This is a genomic window from Streptomyces sp. NBC_01288 (assembly GCF_035982055.1).
GTDB lineage: Bacteria > Actinomycetota > Actinomycetes > Streptomycetales > Streptomycetaceae > Streptomyces.
Map to the genome: position 1 here is coordinate 1,658,926 of NZ_CP108427.1, position 16,984 is coordinate 1,675,909.

At 70.2% G+C, this 16,984-nt stretch carries 13 protein-coding genes; 3 read left to right on the forward strand and 10 right to left on the reverse strand.

What is annotated here, in order from left to right; all coding sequences use genetic code 11:
- Positions 1–178 precede the first annotated feature (178 nt).
- From OG194_RS07380 to OG194_RS07395, 4 genes are read right to left on the reverse strand one after another with little or no spacing between them, the layout of a single operon-like run.
- Positions 179–1,414, reverse strand: coding sequence for an MDR family MFS transporter (locus tag OG194_RS07380; protein ID WP_327400040.1), 1,236 nt, complete (start codon positions 1,412–1,414; stop codon positions 179–181).
- Entirely contained in the window at positions 1,411–3,276 is a 1,866-nt protein-coding gene (locus OG194_RS07385) for an ABC transporter permease subunit (protein ID WP_327400041.1), read from the reverse strand. The genes OG194_RS07380 and OG194_RS07385 overlap by 4 nt, the downstream gene beginning before the upstream one ends.
- A gap of 3 nt (positions 3,277–3,279) precedes the next feature.
- Entirely contained in the window at positions 3,280–4,785 is a 1,506-nt protein-coding gene (locus OG194_RS07390) for an ABC transporter substrate-binding protein (protein WP_327400042.1), read from the reverse strand.
- Between the two features lie 5 nt (positions 4,786–4,790).
- The gene (locus OG194_RS07395; RefSeq protein ID WP_327400043.1) at positions 4,791–5,327 is read right to left on the reverse strand and encodes a GNAT family N-acetyltransferase; all 537 of its coding nucleotides are present in this window, start codon (positions 5,325–5,327) and stop codon (positions 4,791–4,793) included.
- Positions 5,328–5,483: 156 nt separating this feature from the next.
- On the opposite strand from OG194_RS07395, the gene OG194_RS07400 reads away from it, so the two are divergent.
- The 3 genes from OG194_RS07400 to OG194_RS07410 all read left to right on the forward strand — a co-directional run bounded on the left by OG194_RS07400 (position 5,484) and on the right by OG194_RS07410 (position 7,229).
- Positions 5,484–6,443 (forward strand): ATP-binding protein, encoded by a 960-nt coding sequence (locus tag OG194_RS07400; protein WP_327400044.1) that lies wholly within the window; start codon positions 5,484–5,486, stop codon positions 6,441–6,443.
- A gap of 49 nt (positions 6,444–6,492) precedes the next feature.
- Positions 6,493–6,885 carry an SCO5389 family protein gene (locus OG194_RS07405; RefSeq protein ID WP_327400045.1) on the forward strand — a complete coding sequence of 131 codons (393 nt, stop codon included), beginning with the start codon at positions 6,493–6,495 and terminating at the stop codon, positions 6,883–6,885.
- Between the two features lie 215 nt (positions 6,886–7,100).
- Positions 7,101–7,229, forward strand: a complete 129-nt coding sequence (locus tag OG194_RS07410; protein ID WP_327400046.1) for a DUF6408 family protein — start codon at positions 7,101–7,103, stop codon at positions 7,227–7,229.
- A 72-nt stretch (positions 7,230–7,301) separates the two neighbouring features.
- Here OG194_RS07410 and OG194_RS07415 read toward each other — a convergent pair whose 3' ends face one another.
- The 6 genes from OG194_RS07415 to OG194_RS07440 all read right to left on the reverse strand — a co-directional run bounded on the left by OG194_RS07415 (position 7,302) and on the right by OG194_RS07440 (position 16,983).
- Positions 7,302–9,416, reverse strand: a complete 2,115-nt coding sequence (locus OG194_RS07415; protein ID WP_327407001.1) for a DUF2075 domain-containing protein — start codon at positions 9,414–9,416, stop codon at positions 7,302–7,304.
- Between the two features lie 221 nt (positions 9,417–9,637).
- Positions 9,638–11,521: a DUF2075 domain-containing protein gene (locus OG194_RS07420; RefSeq protein WP_327400047.1), complete on the reverse strand. Its 1,884-nt coding sequence runs from the start codon at positions 11,519–11,521 to the stop codon at positions 9,638–9,640.
- Between the two features lie 198 nt (positions 11,522–11,719).
- On the reverse strand, positions 11,720–13,585 hold the full coding sequence (locus OG194_RS07425; protein ID WP_327400048.1) for a discoidin domain-containing protein: 1,866 nt from the start codon (positions 13,583–13,585) through the stop codon (positions 11,720–11,722).
- A gap of 143 nt (positions 13,586–13,728) precedes the next feature.
- Entirely contained in the window at positions 13,729–15,087 is a 1,359-nt protein-coding gene (locus OG194_RS07430; protein ID WP_327400049.1) for a GH1 family beta-glucosidase, read from the reverse strand.
- Positions 15,088–15,125: 38 nt separating this feature from the next.
- Positions 15,126–15,995 carry a carbohydrate ABC transporter permease gene (locus tag OG194_RS07435; RefSeq protein ID WP_327400050.1) on the reverse strand — a complete coding sequence of 290 codons (870 nt, stop codon included), beginning with the start codon at positions 15,993–15,995 and terminating at the stop codon, positions 15,126–15,128.
- A complete protein-coding gene (locus OG194_RS07440; protein ID WP_327400051.1) occupies positions 15,988–16,983 on the reverse strand; it encodes a carbohydrate ABC transporter permease in 996 nt (331 codons plus the stop codon). The genes OG194_RS07435 and OG194_RS07440 overlap by 8 nt, the downstream gene beginning before the upstream one ends.
- Position 16,984: the final 1 nt, after the last annotated feature.

Consider the following 16,984-nt stretch of genomic DNA (forward strand, 5'->3'; position numbering starts at 1 on the left):
GTCGATGGCGGTTTAGGGGGCAGCTCATATCTGGTTCATGGCTTGGTACGGCGGGGGCGCGTGGGGCGTTCAGTTCGGGTGGGGGACTCGTGCGCGCATGCGTCGATTTACCGGGATACGGCGCTGCTGGACCGGTCCAGACACCGGGACCGTGGGACACGGGGGCCTTGCGGTCGGCTCATCTCCGGCGCGGTCGGCGTGACTTGCGTGACCCGCGTGGCAGCAAGCCGACCGCCGCCATCGGTACGGCGGCCAGCACCAGCCAGGGCACGGCCGCGGGCAGCCCCATGTCGAGGAGGGTGCCGGTGGCCGCGCTGCCGAGGAGGACGATCAACCCCGAGACGGAGGACAGCGCGCCGGTGTAGAGGCCGAGGCGTCCGGGTTCAGCGAGGTCGGGGACCCAGGCGCGGGCGACAGGGGCGATGAGCATCTGGCCGAGGGTGAGCAGGACGACGAAGCCGGTCGCGGGCAACAGCCCGGTGGTACCGGTCAGTTCGGCGGGCCGGCCCACCGCCACGACCATGAAACCTACGGCGATCAGCAGCAGCCCGGTCGCCATGGACCGGCGCGGGTCGAGCCGCTCCCCCGCCCATCGGGTGACGGGCAACTGCGCGGTCACCACCAGCAGCGAGGACAGCGCGAACAGCCAGGCGAGCGGCGCCTGCGAGCCCGCCGCGCGCTCCACCTCCTCGGGGAGGGCCAAGTAGAGCTGGTTGTAGGCGAGGAGATAGGCGCCGTAAGCACAACACAGCGCCAGAAAGGGCCGGTTGCGCACCAGGGCCCGCAGGCCGCCCTTCTCTTTGATGTGCGGCCGCCCGGGAATGCGCTGCGGCAGCAACCACGCATGGCCCGCGAGGACGAGCACGAAGACCCCGGCCCCGGCGAGACACGCGACCCGGAAATCCACGGCCAGGAGCAGCGCACCGAGCAACGGCCCTGCAAACGCCCCGACTTGACCGGCGACGGTGAACAACGCGAGCACTCGGGTCCGGGACCCCCCGCCCGCCTCCTCCCACTCGACCGCCTGCCGCGCGACCTCGGACTCCACCGCCGGTGAGAACAGCGCGGCGGCGAACCCGATGAGCAGTACGGCCCCGAAAACGGCCCACGTCTCGTCCGCGTATCCGAGCCAGCCGAACCCGGCGATCCGCAGCACGCACCCCGCGAGCACCACGGGCCGGACGCCGTACCGGTCGGTGAGGGCCCCGCCGACCACGAACAGCCCCTGCTGGCTGAAGGTCCGCAACCCCAGCACGAGACCGACGAGCCAGCCCGCCATGCCGATCGCGTCCGCCAGATGCTCGGCGAGGAACGGCAGCACCGCGAAGAAGCCGATGTTGAAGGCGAGTTGGGTGAGGATCAGCAGCCGGAGCAGCGGGGAGAGCGGGGTCCGCACGAGGGCCACGGAGGTCATCGAGCGGCCAACTCCCCTCGTGTGCCAGCCCCTTGCAGACTCCCGGCGGCCGTGACCGCCAGCGCGCCGAGCAGGGCGAGTACGGCGGCGGGGGCCAGGACTGCCCAGGGGGCGCGTTCGGCATAAGGCTGGTTCTCGGCGAGGAGCAACCCCCATTCCGGGGAGGGCGGTTGCGCGCCGAGGCCGAGGAAGCCGAGCGAGGCGAGGGCAAGCGCGACACCGGGCAGGCGGAGCAGGGCGTGCCGGGTGACGGGTGGCAGGACGGCGGGCAGGAGTGAGTGGCGGAGGATGTGCCAACGGCCCGCGCCCAGACCCCGGGTGGCGGTCACGTGCAGGGTCGCGCGTTCCTGGAGCAGCAGTGCGGAGGTGTGCGCGGCCAGGGGCGTCCAGGCGAGGGCGGCCACGGCGAGCGCGGGTGTCGCCGCACCGCTTCCCGCGACGACGGTGACCAACAGGGCGGCGAGGACCGGCGGTACGGCGTTCACCGTGTCGACGAGCGGCCCGGACAGCCGGGGCAACAGCCCGAGCAGTACGCCGGCCCCGAGCGCGACGGCACTGATCGCGAGGGCGAGCAGCAGGGTGTCGACGGCACCGTGGGCGACCCGCGCGAGGAGATCCCGGCCGAGCGCGTCCGTGCCGAACGGGTGGGCCCAGGTGGGGCGTTGGAGACGCAGCCCGGTGTCGAGGGCGAGGGGATCCCGGGGCAGACCGAGCGCGACGACACCGAGGAGGAGCGTGCCGTAGACAAGAGGCGGTGTTCGTCGGGGAGTTGAGGTGCTGGGCCCGTGGAGGGAGGGGAGGGCGTCGGCGCGTAGTGCGGGGCCGATGAGGAGGCGTGCCGTGAGACGGGTGAGTCCGGCGGCGACGGCGGCGAGCAGGAGAAGGGCGAGGGTGCCTGCCTGAAGCACGGGCAGGTCCTGGGCGAGGGCGGCCTGGAGGGTGGTGCGCCCGAGCCCCGGGATGTCGAAGATCCGCTCGACGGCGACGGCCCCGCCGGTCAACCCGACGACGAACAAACCCATGTTGGGCAACAGCCCGGGCAGACACCGCCGCACGGCCTGTCGGGCGATACGCCCCCCGGACAACCCCCGCGCGGCAGCGGCCCGCACCCACGGCTCGCCGAACGCCCCCGGCAACAGATCATCGAGCAACCTCCCCAGCACAGCCCCGGCAGGCACCCCCAGCGCAAGCGCCGGCAACACCACCCAACGCGGCCCGTACCACCCGAGCGCGGGCAGCCACCCGAGCTGCACCCCGACGACGGTGGCGAGCACGGACGCGGTGAGGAACTCGGGGAGCGCGGCGAGAACGGCGGAGCCGGTGCCGCCGGGGCGCTCTGCGGGACGGCGGAATCGCCGCCGGAGGCGGGACTCCGACCGCGCCGCAGAGCCAGTACCGCCGAGCCTCCGTGCGACGAACTCCCCCAGCGTGCCCGGGAATCCGGGCCCACCGTCACCCGGGCGCCCCACCGCACGCGCACCCCGACGCAATGTCCGCGCACACACCAACCCTGCCGTGACAACGGCCACCGCGACCGCCGCGCCCATCAACAGCAGGGACGCGCCCAGGGCTTGGAGCACTCCGGGCATGACCTCGGCGCCGGAGATCCAGGAACGCCCGGCGTCGCCACGCGGCAGGCCGCCGAGCCACTGGCCGAGGAGGTGCAACGGGCCGTTGTCGAGGCCGAGTTGGGTGCGGACGGTGGCGAGGACCTCGGGGTCGGGGTCGCGTTCCGCCGAGCGGGCCTTGAGGACGGTGAGGGCCGGGTCGGTGCGGGAGAGCCAGGGCAGCAGGCCCACCGCGCACACGAGGGTGGCCGCGAGGAAGGCGCGCCACAGGAGCGTGGCCGTGCGGTGCGGCATGGTTCAGCGCCGGGTTCCGGGGCCGACGAGGGTGCGCTCGTACGGGTCGAGGAGGACGCCCCGCACCGAGGTGCCGACGCCGGTGACGACCCGTTGGTGCACGAGCGGCACGACGGCGTCGGTGCCGAGGATCTCGGCCTCGGCTGCCATCGCCGCATTCTGGCGTGCGGAGGTGTCGGCGGTGCCCTCGGCCTTCGCCACGGCCCGGTCGACGGCCTTGTCGCACAGCAGGGCGAGGTTGTAGCCGCCGTCGCAGGTGTAGTCACTGGCGAGCACGGCCACCGGATCGCCCGTGTCCACCAGGGTGTTGCGGGCGACGACGAACGCGTCGAACTTCCCGGCCAGCGCGTCGCTCTCGATCCGCGAGTACTCGCGGACCTCCAACTCGACCTTGAATCCCGCCCTTTCCAGCTGCTGCTTCAACACCTGGGCGACTTCGGGGAGTTCGGGCCGGTTGTCGTACGTCGCGAGGGTGATGGTCCGCCCGCCGGGTGCCACGGGCTCGGCCCGGCCCACCGGTTGCTCGCGCTTGCCCGCGGCCCAGGTGACGGCGGGGCCGTAGATGCCCGTACCCGCGTCGGCGTGACCTTCGTGGACGCCCTTGGCGAGTGCGGAGGTGTCGACGGCCTCGCGGGCGGCGGCGCGGAGCTTCGGGTCCTTGAACGGGCCTGTCCTGGTGTTGAGTTGGAGGCTCGTGGTGCGGGTGGTGGCGGTCTCGCGTCGGGTGTCCGCGTCGAGGGTGGCGGCCTGGGCGACGGGTATCGCCTCGGCGACGTCGACCTGCCCGGTGCGCAGCGCGTTGGTGCGGGCGGTGCCGTCCGCGATGAACCGTGCGTCGATTCCGGAGGCCTGGGCGAGGCCGCCCCAGTAGTCGTCGAAGCGGTCGAGGGTGGCCGCCGTGGAGCCGGTGACCTTCGTCAGTTCGAAGGGACCGGTGGCGGTGCCGACCGGGTCGACGCGGCCCTTCTCCTCGTACGCCTTCGGGGAGAGCACGGCGAGGGCGGGCCCTGCCAGCCTCAACGGCAGTACGGGATCAGGGGAGTTGGTGGTGACGCGCAGTCGGTCGCCGGCCACGGCTTCGGCGGTGAGAGTGACACCGGAGAGCGCGGCCGGGGCGGGCTTCGCCTCAGCGGCATGGCCGAGGGCGGTGGCCACGCGGGCCGGGGTGACCTCGGTGCCGTCCTGGAAGGTGGCCTCGCGGAGTGTGAACAGCCAGCTGCGGTCGCCCTCCCGCTGCCAGGACCGGGCGAGCGCGGGGGCGGCGGAGCCGTTGGCGTCCAGCGAGGTCAGGCCTTCGGTGACACCGAGGCGGCTGAGGACGGTGGCGTCGGCGCCGTACGGGGAGAGGTTCTCGGCGGGCGGGAACGCGAGGGCGACGCGCAACCGGGAACCGGACTCCCCGGTCGCGTCCCCGCTCTCCTCACCGGCGGAGGCGAAACAGCCGGTGAGGAGCGGGGCGAGGGTGAGGGCGAGGAGCAGGCGGGCAGGGCGGGTTCGTCCAGGTCGCATCGCGGTCATCGCCCCATCGCCAGTTCGAAGTGCACGATCCCCTGCCCGCCGCCCGGGTCGTCGCGCTCGTCCTGCACGACCTTCCCGAGCGACCGCCAGAACGCCTCGGCGCCGGGTACGGCGGGATCGGTGTGCAGGTAGACGGCGCGGTAGCCGCCGTCGGCCGCGGCGAACGCGAGGAGTGCGGCGACGAGGTGCCGGGCGAGGCCGCGCCGGCGGTGCGCGGGGCGGACGTAGACGCGGCGCAGTTGCGCGGTCCCGCCGGAGGGGTAGCGCTCGGCGAGGTCGCGCGGGTTCGGCGGGTGGACCGGTCCACGGGAGTCGAGGGCGGCGGTCGCCACGACCGTGCCGTCGGCGGGGTCGAGCGCCACGAGGAGGGTGTGGCGGGCCGGGGCGAGATAGGCGGCGGCCGGGTCGATGATGTCGCCGTGCCAGCGGGGCACGTAACCGGTGTGGAAGTCGCGGTAGACGGTGTCGAGCATCACGGCACGCGCACCATCGATATCGTCCGGGCCTGCCGCCCTGATGCAGTATTCAAGCACTTGCACATCATATGCATTAAGACTCCCAGGCCTTGATCGCCCTTGGACCGTTCCCGGATCACCCTTGATCCACTGGATTTGACAGCCTCGCGGCCACCCCCTAAAACCTAGCCACATGACATTCATTTTCAAAACTGCGATCGCGGCGGACCGGTAGTGCGCGTCGCGTTCGTCGGCAAGGGCGGCAGCGGAAAGACCACACTGTCGGCCCTCTTCGCCCGCCACCTGGCCCGCGCCGGCGCCCCCGTGCTCGCCATCGACGGCGACATCAACCAGCACCTGGCCGAGGCCCTGGCCCCCGACACGCTTCCCGGCACCAAACCGGTCACCGCCCCACCCCTGGCCGCCCACCTGACCGAGCTCAAGAACCACCTGCGCGGCACCAACCCCCGTATCGCCTCCCCCGAGGCCATGATCAAGACCACACCACCGGGCCGCGGCTCACGCCTTCTGCGCCTGCTCGGCGACGACGAGGTGCATGCCCGGCATGTGGTCCGTGCGGGTGACGTACCGCTGATGGCGACGGGCGAGTTCGAGGAGAGCGACCTCGGGGTGGCCTGCTACCACTCCAAACTCAGCGCGGTAGAGCTGTACTTGAACCATCTCGTCGACGGCCCCGGCGAATACGTCGTCGTCGACATGACGGCCGGCGCCGACGCCTTCGCCTCCGGCCTGTTCACCCGCTTCGACCTGACGTTCCTGGTGGCCGAACCCACCCGCAAGGGCGTCTCCGTGTACCGCCAGTACCGCGACCACGCCCGGGAGTTCGGCATCCGCCTCGCCGTGATCGGCAACAAGGTCACCGGCGAGGAAGACCTGCTCTTCCTCAAGGAGGAGGTGGGCGACGACCTCCTCACCCACCTGGTCCACTCCCCCGCCGTCCGCGCCGCCGAACAGGGCCGGGCACAGGGCGAGTTGGAGCCGCACAACGTGCACGCCCTGCATTTGCTGCGTGAGGCGGTCGACGCCCACCCCAGGGACTGGCCGACCCTGCACCGCCACGCCGTCGACTTCCACCTCCGCAACGCCACCGCGTGGGCGGACAGGGCGACGGGCCTGAACCTCGCGGCCCAGGTCGACCCGGACTACGTACCGGGCCCGACGCCACAGCCCTGACCACCACCCGCCCACTGTTCCCCAACTACCAGACAGGACACCCCTCTTCATGTCTCTCGACGTCTCCCCGAAGCTCCTCGCCGAAGCCGAACACGGTGACATCCACGAGGCGGACTTCGTGGACACGGTCCGCACATCCCTCCCGTACGCCTACGACCTCGTCGCCGGCCTCGCCACCGAACTCCGCGCCGGCACAGCCGAGTTCACCGACAACCAGACCCCGCCCCCGTCGGAACAGGAACGCGGCCAGCTGCTGCGGGCGCTGGCCAGCGACGCGATCCGGGGCAGCCTGGAACGCCACTTCGGGGTGACCCTGGCCTTCCAGAACTGCCATCGGGTGGCGGCGTTCCGGCCGGGGGCGCTGGACGGGGAGACGTATGCGCGGTTTACCTCGGTGCGGGCCCAAGTGCTGAATCAGTCGCCGGAGTTCAGGGACTGCTGATGCAGCCAAGGGCGTGGACAGGCTCCACCCCGACTGCGCTACCGTTGTCACACGTTGCGCGCCTTCCCGGAGGGTACGGAGCGGAGTTCACAGTCCAGTCCGCTGGTTGTGAGTGACGGTTGGTGAATCCACCACGTGGACCTCGCCTCGGCGAGGGCGGATGCCCGGTAGGGCGATCCCTGCCATTCCGCACTCACCACTGAGGAGTGGCCTCAATGAACCCTCTCGAGTACAAGCCCGCGTGTCGTCCCTGGGTCCGCGAGGTCCTGGTCGGCGCCGCCGCCGGAGTCGTCTCCAACCTTGTGTTGGCGATGCTGGCGGCGGCAGCGCACCTGCTCTTCTGAGCAGGTCGGTGGCGGGCCCGGTGAGCCCGCCACTCTCAGCTCGGCCGGAGATCTCGCCCCCTCCCCGGCACCTCAGAACAAGGGCCGCTGGTCGTGCTGCGACCCAGCACGTCGCTTGCGCGACCTGTTGCGGCCACCACGGCCCGGCCGGGGCAGATGCGGTGCGCGGGCCTCCGGCGGAAGGTTCTCCCACGTCGGGCGGAGACCGTGGATGTGCACGTCACCCACCAGCTTCTTGAGGTAGGCGCGCGTCTCGTCGTCCGTCGAGTAGAGCACTGTCGCCCGAGTGGCCCGCGTCATGAGCACGTGGTAGGCGTGCCGGACAAGGCGGGCGAAGTCCTCGTCGTCGACGCTGCTCGCGCGGACCTTGGGATCGAACGACCCCGGCGTTCCCACCCGCTTGACCCCCGACTCCGGGTCCTTGCGCTCCTTGCCCCGGCGGAACACCCAGCGATCGCCCCGGCGCACCATGTCCTCACCCATGATCACGCCGCACCAGTCCCATTCGAGTCCCTGGGCGGTGTACACACAGCCGATCTGACCGAGCCCGTTCCCGTGCACCGACCAGATCTTCGACGGCGGTGCGTCGTCCTCGCAGAAACTCTCGCTGTCGGCGTTCCACGGGCGGTGCCAGTCGCCGATACGGACGTCAGCCTCGAGTCTCTTCTCCTTGCCCTGGGGCTTCGTCCACGGCCAGCAGTAACCGGCGACCATGCGCGCGGAGGCGCCCGCGAGTGCTTCCGAGCGGATGACACGTTCGAGTTCCTCGGGGCTGTCCGCGATCTCCACGTGCATCAGACCGTCCGGGATCCACTCCGCCGCCTCTTCGTCGCTCACACCGAGTGCGGCGCGGACCCACCGGATGTAGCCGTCGCTGCCGCCGCAGCGGAACTGCTCGCTCAGCTGGTAGCGGACCAGTTCGGCGTCGTTGCGCTCGGCCGCGTCCTCGATCAGTTCGACGGTGCCGACTTCGTTCGGCCGTACGGACTGACTCCGGTCCAGGAAAAAGACCGTCAGCCGGGACGCGTCGATGAGTTCGTCCACCTGTGGGCGGGTGCCCTGCTGTTCCGGCCGCCAGAAGCGGCTGGTCGAACGATCGCGGAGGCGATGGGCCTCGTCGCAGACCAGGACGTCGAGAGGGGGATCGGGTGTGGTGACGAAGCTGCTGAAGTAGGTGAAGGACTCCTTGAACTCCCGGTCGCCGTACCCGACGTGTTCCTGCATGGCCCCGTTGAAGGCCCTGCTGCCGCTGGCGTACTTGACCGTGCGTCCCTCGCTCTCCAGGTCCGCCTTGATCTGCAGGCCGATGGCGCTCTTGCCGGTGCCGGCGCCTCCGGTCACCAGGAACACCACACGCCGCTCGTCGGGGATGAGCGCGGGTGCGGAGGGATCTCCCAGGACCTGGGCGGCGGTGGACCGGATGCCGTCCGCGATCTCCCGCTGTCGTCCGCGCAGCGTGAACACGGTGTCCTCGCCACGCGACCGGATCATGGCGTCGAGCAGCGGCGTATTGCGCAACTGCATGCCGTGCAACAGGATCTCGGCGGCGGACGCTCCTCCGTCCTCGGCGAAGTTCTTGCGCAGATCGGAGAGCAGCCGATCGCGCCCGTCGCGCGTGTAGACCTGCGCGCAGGGACCCGTCGGCGCGTCTACGGCCACCAGCGGGGCCACGGACGCGTCGCTGGCATTGTGCAGGTAGGCGAAGCCGCCGCATTCGAAGGGGAGTCCGCTCAGCGGCCCGCGGTCACCGGTGAACGCGTCGTAGTACTCGGCCAGTTGCAGCGCGGGGTGCTTCTTCTCCCCCATGCCCGGCACATGCACCATCCCTGCCACGGTCGACTCCACCCGGGTCACCGTCGACCAGCGCTTCAGCTCGACGAGCTGGACCGAGACGGACCGTGTGTCGGGATGCTGTCCGACCAGTACGACGTCGATGAGCCGGGGACCGCCGGGCGTGCCGGACTCGTCGATCGTGGCCGCGCACTCCACGATCATCTCCACGGTGCCGCGGTCGGCGGCCACGAGATCCTTGGCGAGATCGACCAGGCTCTCGGCCCAGGCACCGCGTTCGGACACCGAGGCGTCCGACCCGCGGAAGTGCCGCCAACGGGCAGCGAGGTGCGGCACCATACGCCGACGTGAGTTCAGGGTGAGCAGATCCTGCGCCGACAGCTTCAGCAGGAGCATGGACACGAAGTGGTTCCCCCAGGCACGAGTGACTCGTGCGGGTGGGGGCATGTCCACGGTCGGGAAGCCCGGCGGGCCGCAACCGGTGCAGAAGATCCTAGGCACTCCACCAGGCCGTTTCACCGCGACGGGCGCGTCGGGCGCGTGTGCCGACCGATCGATGGCCGAAACCCGCCGCTCGCCGTGCTGGGGAGAACCACCTCACCGCGAGGCCGCCCTTGTCACACCGCTGCGACCGGGCGCTGCTCGACGACCAGTCGGCGCAGCTGCTCCCGGGTCTCCGGATCCGTCGAGTAGACGACCGTCCCGACCATGCCCCGGGTCAACAGCACCTTGTAGGTGTTGCGGATGAGGCGGTCCACATCGGCGTGCGGGGTGGACTTCTTGAACACCGGGTCCTTGGACGCCGCCGGATCGATGACCCACCGGTCGCCTCGCCAGACCAGGTCCGGGCCGATGATGACGCCGGACCAGTCGTACTCGAAGCCCTGGGCCGTGTAGACACAACCGATCTGTCCGAAACCCGCCGGGTCCGTCGCCCACAGCGCGGCCGGCGGTGCGCCGGAGACGGACCGGTCGCCCCGCAGGTTCCACGGGCGCGCCCAGTCGCCGATCACGACGTCGGCCACCAGCGGTTCGCCCGGCTTGGGTTCGGAGGACCACCGCCAGCAGTAGCCCGCGGACATGCGGGCGCCGTAGCCCTGGGCCCGACGTGCGTCGAGGAACGTCTCCATCTCCTCGGGGCTGTCTGCCACCAGGAGCCGCATGCGGTCGTCGGGTTCCCAGGTCACGGGGCCACCCGGCGCCAGGCCCAGCAGGCGCACCACCCAGTTCAGATACGCGTCGCTGCCCCCGCACCTGAACTGGCTGTCGAGGGGCACCACCGTGCAGCGGACACCCCGCCTGGCGGCCACCGCCTCGATCTCGGCGACCGTGCCCATCTCCCCGGGACGTACCACCTGATGTTCGTCGAGGAGGAAGACCGGTACGTGTGCGACATCGATGAGTTCGTCGATCTGCGCCCTGCCGGTGCGGTGTTCGGCGCGGGTGTAGCGGTTGGCCGATGTCTCGCGGATGCGGTGGGCCTCGTCGCAGATCAGTGCGCCGAGGCTGTTCTTCTCGGCCGTCATGAAGCTGTTGAAGTACTTGAAGAGATCCTGCACCTCACGTCGCCGGGCTCCCGCCACCTTCCGCATCGTCTTAGTGAAGGACTGCGAACCGGTCGCGTGCAGGGCCGGAACACCCCGGCGGTACAGCTCGCCGAGCAGTTGCAGAGCGATGACGCTCTTGCCCGTGCCCGGACCGCCGGTGACGATCACGACCTCCTTGTGGTCGGACTGCTGCGCCCGCCGTACCGCGTTGAGCACGAGACGGTAGGCGACCTGCTGTTCGTCGAGGAGGACGAACTGCTGGCGTTCGCGGACCTCTTGGGCGGCGACGGACATCAGCTGTCTGGAGGGCACCGTCGCCGCGCCGAGAAGTTCGTCGGCGGCGTGTGCGCCGGGGTGCCGGTCGCTGAGCCGGGCGCGGAGGTGGTCGAGGAACTCGCCCCTGCGCTCCCCGGTGAACAGCTGCCCGTGGTCGTCGCTCTCGATCTCGCGCAGCCCGGTCACGCCGAACTCGGTGGCGTTGTGGAGGAAGGCCACGCCGCTGACACGCTCCGCGCGACCGCTCAGCGCTCCGTTGAAGTTGACGAGGTACTCGCAGTACCGACGTACCTGCTCGATGGGGTTCAGGACGGGGTGGGCGTAGGGGTCGACGTGGCAGAGCGTGGGGTCGTCCTCGTCCGGCTCCGCCTGGCTCCACTGCTTGAGTTCGACGATCACGTACGACGGGTCCCCCGTGCGCGGATGTACTCCGGCGAGGATCGCGTCGGCGCGCTTGCTGTTGAGCGGCAGCGCGTACTCGAGCATGATCTCCACGTCCCCGAGACCGGCGTCGTTCAGCGCGGCGGCCAGGACGGGAATGCTCCGTTCCCAGGAACGGACCTCGGAGGTACCGGGCCGGTATCCGTGCAGATGGACGAACCGCTCGGTCAGGTGCAGGAACAGCGAACTGTCGAGTGCCCTGACGGCGACCGATTTCGCCGACGCTCGGAACAACAAGGACTTCCCCCAGGCAGCACGAAATGACTCGTGCGGGTGGGGGCATGTCCTTCGAGACCCCACCGAGGTGGAGCGGAAGCCCGTCGGGCCGCGATGACGATGCGATCAAGGGTACCTGCGAGGCCCCGGATCCACCGGAGGGCGGCACACTCCCGCCGACCGGTGGCCCGGACACCGGTCACCCCGGCCCAGCCCTGCTCACTTCTTCTGTTCCACCCGCACCCAGTCCACCTCCGCCTGCACTCCCCCGCCCGCGACCTTGTCCACGCTGGACTGCGGCAGCCCCCAGTACGGAGTCGTCGCCTGGTTCCATCCGGCCGGGTACGCGCCGCCCAGGGCGAGGTTGAGGATGACGTACTGGTTGTGGTCGTAGACCCATTGGCCGCGGGTCGATTCGAGTTTGTTGCGGGTGGTCTCCTGGACGAGGGTGTCGTCGACGTAGAAGCGCATCGTGGTCGGGGTCCACTCGACCGCGTACGTGTGCCACTGGTCGGCCGTGCCGCCGTTCGGGTAGGTCTGGCGGGCGCCGATGTTGCCGTCGGCGGAGTAGCCGGGGCCGTGGAGGGCCGTACTCGTCCAGGTCGGGTAGCCGATGTTCTCCATGATGTCGGTCTCGCCGGAGGCGGGCCAGGAGACCGACGGGTCGTCGACGTTGCTGCCGAGCAGCCAGAAGGCGGGCCAGAATCCGTCGCCGACCGGGAGCTTCATGCGGGCGCTGACCTTGCCGTACGTGAAGTCGAACTTGGTGTTGGTGTCGATGCGGCCCGACGTGAAGTCGTACGTGCCGCCACCCGCCTGGGTGCAGCCCTTGCAGTACTTCGCCGCGAGGATCAACTCACCGTTCTGGGTACGGACGTTGTCCGTGGAGTCGACGTACGCCTGGGACTCGCCGTTGACCGAGCCCATCTCCGTGCCCGTCCGCACGACCCGCCATTTGGAACGGTCCAGGGCCGCCGACGTGAAGTCGTCGAAGAACGTCGTCTGGTACGTGCCCGACTGGTCGGCGGGGAGTGCGGGGTAGGCCGCCGCCGCGCTGCCGCCGGTGCCCCAGACCTGGAACTCGTAGAGGGAATAGCCGAATTGGGCCGTGTAGGGCGCCGGGTTGTAGAAGGAGCGGCGTTCCTTGCCGAGCATGCGGACGTAGCGGCCGGTGACCGGCTGGGGCAGGGTGACCGTGTCGTGGCGGCCTGTGGCGTCGGCGGGGGCCTGGATGTTCGCGCGGCGGGCGGCGATGTCGGCGGCGGAGGGTTCGTAGACCGTGCGCCAGGTGGTGTTGTTGTCGGAGACCTGGAGCAAGTAGTCGACGGCGTAGGCCGATTCCCAGTAGAGGTCGACCGTGTCGATCGTCGAGGTCGCGCCGAGGTCGACCGAGACCCAGCGGTCGGCGTTCCAGTCGCTGGACCAACGGGTCGCGTCGTCCTTGAGGTTGGCGGGCCAGCCGCCGTCGGTGACGTACGCCGGTGAAACGCCGTTGTGCTGGTAGTAGTCGGAGTACGCCGGGTGGTTCAGGGCGAGGTTGGTGCGGGTCGTGGACGCGGGGGCCGGTTCGCCGCCGTAGACCTTGAAGGAGTAGAGCGAGTAGCCGTAGGGCGTGGCACGTTCCAAGCCGCGCATGCGGACATATCGGCCCGTCACTTCCTGGGGGTACGTGCTGGTGGTGACAGAGCCGCCGGTGCCCGCCGTCTCGGTGTAGAACGGCGTCCAGTCGGTGCCGTTCTTGGAGACCTCCAGGACGTATCTCTTGCCGTAGGCCGCTTCCCAGTCGAGGGTGACGCGGTCGATGCGGAGGGTGGTGCCGAGGTCGAGGCGGATCCAGGCGTCGTCGGCGAAGTTGCTGGACCAGCGGGTCGCGCCGTCGCCGTCGAAGGCGAGGCCGGGGGTGGTGCCGGCGTTCTCGCTGCCGGAGGCGGTGACGGCGGCCGGGTTCGCGGCGTAGGAGGCGGCGGCGCGGTCGGTGTCCCAGGTCGCGGCGGCCGCGGCCTGCGGGGCGGGGGCCGCGAGGGCCGGGGTGGCGGAGAACAAGGCCAGTGCGGTGAGCGCGGTGAGCAGGGTGCGTGCGGGCATGCGGGTCTCCTTGAGGGGCGGATCTCCTTCTGGGGGTGCTCGTGCTGACGTGCAGCTGACTGTCGTGCGCATGACACATATGGGGATGGTGCTACCCCGGTGGGTGCGGGCTCCCCCGCCCGCGCCCACCGGGGCGGCCTTGCTCAGGCCGCGCGCCGGGCCCGGCTGCGGTGGTCGCGGATGATGTCCGCGTACCGGCGGCCGGAGCCCTTGATCGTGCGGACCTGGGTCTCGTAGTCCACGTGGACCAGTCCAAAACGCTTCTCGTAGCCGTACGCCCACTCGAAGTTGTCGAGCAGCGACCAGGCGAAGTAACCGGCCAGCGGGGCGCCCTTGCGGGCCGCCGAGGCGCAGGCGGCGAGGTGCTGGACCAGGTAGTCCTGGCGCTCCGGGTCGTCTACCGTGCCGTCGGGGCGTACGACGTCGGGGAACGAGGAGCCGTTCTCGGTGACGTAGATCCTTCGGGGGTCGTACTCCTCGGTGAGGCGGAGCAGCAGGGTCTCGATGCCGGACGCGTCGATCTCCCAGTCCATGCCGGTGCGCGGGACGCCGAGGCGGCGTATGGCGCGGGTGTAGGGGGCGGGGCCGTCGGGGGCGTCGGCGACGGTCGCCGGGAAGTAGTAGTTCAGGCCGAGCCAGTCCAGCGGGGCGGCGATGGTCGCCAAGTCGCCCGGCTGTTCCGGGAGTTCGACGCCGTACGTCTCGACCATGTCGGCCGGGAAGCCGCGACCGTGGGTCGGGTCGAGCCACCAGCGGTTGACGTGGCCGTCCTGTCGGCGGGCCGCCTGGACGTCCTCGTCGCGGTCGCTGGCGGGGTAGACCGTGGAGAGGTTGTTGACGATGCCGACCTGGGCGTCGGGAGCGGCGGCGCGGATCGCCTGGGCGGCGAGGCCGTGGCCCAGCAGCAGGTGGTAGGAGGCCCGGACAGCGGCCGTTAGATCGGTCCAACCCGGGGCCATCTTGCCTTCGAGGTGGCCGATCCAGGCCGAGCAGGAGGGCTCGTTGAGGGTCGTCCAGTGGGTGACGCGGTCGCCGAGGCGTTCGGCCATGACCGAGGCGTACGCGGCGAAGTGCTCGGCGGTGGCGCGCTCGGGCCAGCCGCCGCGGTCCTGGAGCGCCTGGGGCAGGTCCCAGTGGTAGAGCGTGACGGAGGGGGTGATGCCCGCCTCCAGGAGTCCGTCCACCAACTCGTCGTAGAACGCGAGGCCCTTGGGGTTGGTCGGGCCGTCGCCGCCGGGGATCACCCGGGGCCAGGCGATCGACAACCGGTAGGCGTTGGCGCCGAGTTGGCGCATCAGGCCGAGGTCCTCGCGCCAGCGGTGGTAGTGGTCGCAGGCGACGTCGCCGTTGTCGTTGTTCGCGATCTTTCCGGGAGTGTGCGAGAAGGTGTCCCAGATCGACGGCGCGCGTCCGTCCTCGGCGACGGCTCCCTCGATCTGGTACGCCGCGGTGGCCGTGCCCCACAGGAAGTCGTGCGGGAGTGCGGCGAAGTCGATGGTCACTGAAGTCCCTTTACGGTCAGCGGAGTTGGTCGGGTCGGTCACTTGACGGCGCCCGCCGTCAGCCCGGCGACGAGATAGCGCTGCAGCAGCAGGAAGCCGGCGACCACGGGCACGCTGACGACCAGCGAGGCGGCCATGATCTGGTTCCAGTACACGTCGTTGAGCGTGGAGTAGCCCTGGAGTCCGACGGCGAGCGTGCGGGTCGAGTCGTTGGTCATGACGGAGGCGAAGAGGACTTCTCCCCACGCGGTCATGAAGGCGTAGACGGCGACCGCGACGATGCCGGGGATCGCGGCCGGGACGACGACGCGCAGCAGTGCGCCGAGCGGACCGCAGCCGTCGACCAGCGCGGCCTCGTCCAAGTCCCTCGGCACGGAGTCGAAGTAGCCGATCAGCATCCAGATGGAGAAGGGCAGGGAGAAGGTGAGATACGTCAGGATCAGGCCGCCGCGCGAGCCGAACAGGGCGATGCCCGTGGCGTTGCCGATGTTGACGTAGAGGAGGAACAGCGGGAGGAGGAAGAGGATGCCCGGGAACATCTGCGTCGACAGGACGGTGACCGTGAAGACGCGCTTGCCGCGGAACTCGTAGCGGCTGACGGCGTACGCGGCGAAGACCGCGATCACCACCGAGCAGAGGGTCGCGGCGACGGACACGATCAGCGAGTTCATGAAGTACTTCGCGAGCGGGACCGTCGACCAGATGTCGATGTAGGGGCGGATCGTGAGACCGCTCGGCAGCCAGCGGAACTTGCCCGTGACGTCCGAGAGCGGTTTCAGGGAGCTGGAGAGCATGACGTACACCGGCACCAGGACGAAGCCGGCCAGCAGGGTGAGGAAGATCCGCCGCGACCAGATGAAGGAGCGGGGCGGGGCCATCGGCGACCTGGAGAGCGAGGAACTAGACATCGGCCGACCTCCGTCCGCGTGAAGTGAGCACCAGGTACACGCCGGTGACGACGAGCAGGAACAGGAGCAGCAGGACCGACATCGCCGAGCCGGTGCCGAAGTTCCACGTCACGAACGAGGCCTGGTAGATGTGCACCGAGATGAGATCCGCGGCCTCGGGGGCGGACCTGCCGAACAGGACGTACGGCGTGTTGAAGTCGTTGAACGTCCACAGGAACAGCACCAGGACCAGCACCTGGTTGACCGGGCGCAGCGACGGCAGGGTGATGCGGCGGATCTGCTGCAACCGGCCCGCGCCGTCGATGGACGCCGCCTCGTACAGCTCCTTGGGGATGTTCTGAAGGCCGGCCATGACGATGAGGAAGGCGAAGGGCCAGCCCTTCCACACGTGCACGATGAGCAGCGCGTAGAAGCTGTTGTCGCCGATCAGCCAGAACGACGGCTTGCTGGTGATGTGCAGCTGGTCGTGCAGGACGTGGTTCACCAGGCCGTTGTCGTGCTGGAACATGAAGACCCAGGTGATGACGGCCGCGTAGACCGGCAGCGCGTACGGGATCAGGAAGAGCGCTCTCAACAGGCCCCGGCCGCGGAAGTTGTCCTGCATGTAGATCGCGGTGACCGTGCCGAGCAGCCAGCAGAAGGCGACCGACAGCAGGGTGAAGACGACGGTGACGAAGAAGGAGTGGAGGAGCGACTTGCCGACGGGGGCGCTGAAGTCCACCGAGACCTTGTAGTTGCCGAAACCGGACCAGGGCGCGGTGCCCCAGTCGCGGATGTAGAACTGCGTGAGCTCCTTGAAGCTCATGACGATGCCGATGACCATCGGCACCAGGTGGACCAGGAGTTCGAGGAACAGGGCGGGCAGGAGCAGCAGATACGGCAGTCCGATCCGGCGGATCCGGTCGGTACGGCGGCGGCGCGGCCCGGGGGCCACCGTGGCGGACGTGTCCTTCCGCTCGGCGGCCTCCGGGGTGACAGTGCTCGTCACA

Coding starts and splice junctions, on each gene's coding strand:
- OG194_RS07380 (WP_327400040.1), bottom strand. CDS start 1,414: ATGACCTCCGTGGCCCTCGTGCGGACCCCGCTCTCCCCGCTGCTCCGG.
- OG194_RS07385 (WP_327400041.1), bottom strand. CDS start 3,276: ATGCCGCACCGCACGGCCACGCTCCTGTGGCGCGCCTTCCTCGCGGCC.
- OG194_RS07390 (WP_327400042.1), bottom strand. CDS start 4,785: ATGCGACCTGGACGAACCCGCCCTGCCCGCCTGCTCCTCGCCCTCACC.
- OG194_RS07405 (WP_327400045.1), top strand. CDS start 6,493: ATGTCTCTCGACGTCTCCCCGAAGCTCCTCGCCGAAGCCGAACACGGT.
- OG194_RS07410 (WP_327400046.1), top strand. CDS start 7,101: ATGAACCCTCTCGAGTACAAGCCCGCGTGTCGTCCCTGGGTCCGCGAG.
- OG194_RS07415 (WP_327407001.1), bottom strand. CDS start 9,416: ATGCTCCTGCTGAAGCTGTCGGCGCAGGATCTGCTCACCCTGAACTCA.
- OG194_RS07425 (WP_327400048.1), bottom strand. CDS start 13,585: ATGCCCGCACGCACCCTGCTCACCGCGCTCACCGCACTGGCCTTGTTC.
- OG194_RS07435 (WP_327400050.1), bottom strand. CDS start 15,995: ATGTCTAGTTCCTCGCTCTCCAGGTCGCCGATGGCCCCGCCCCGCTCC.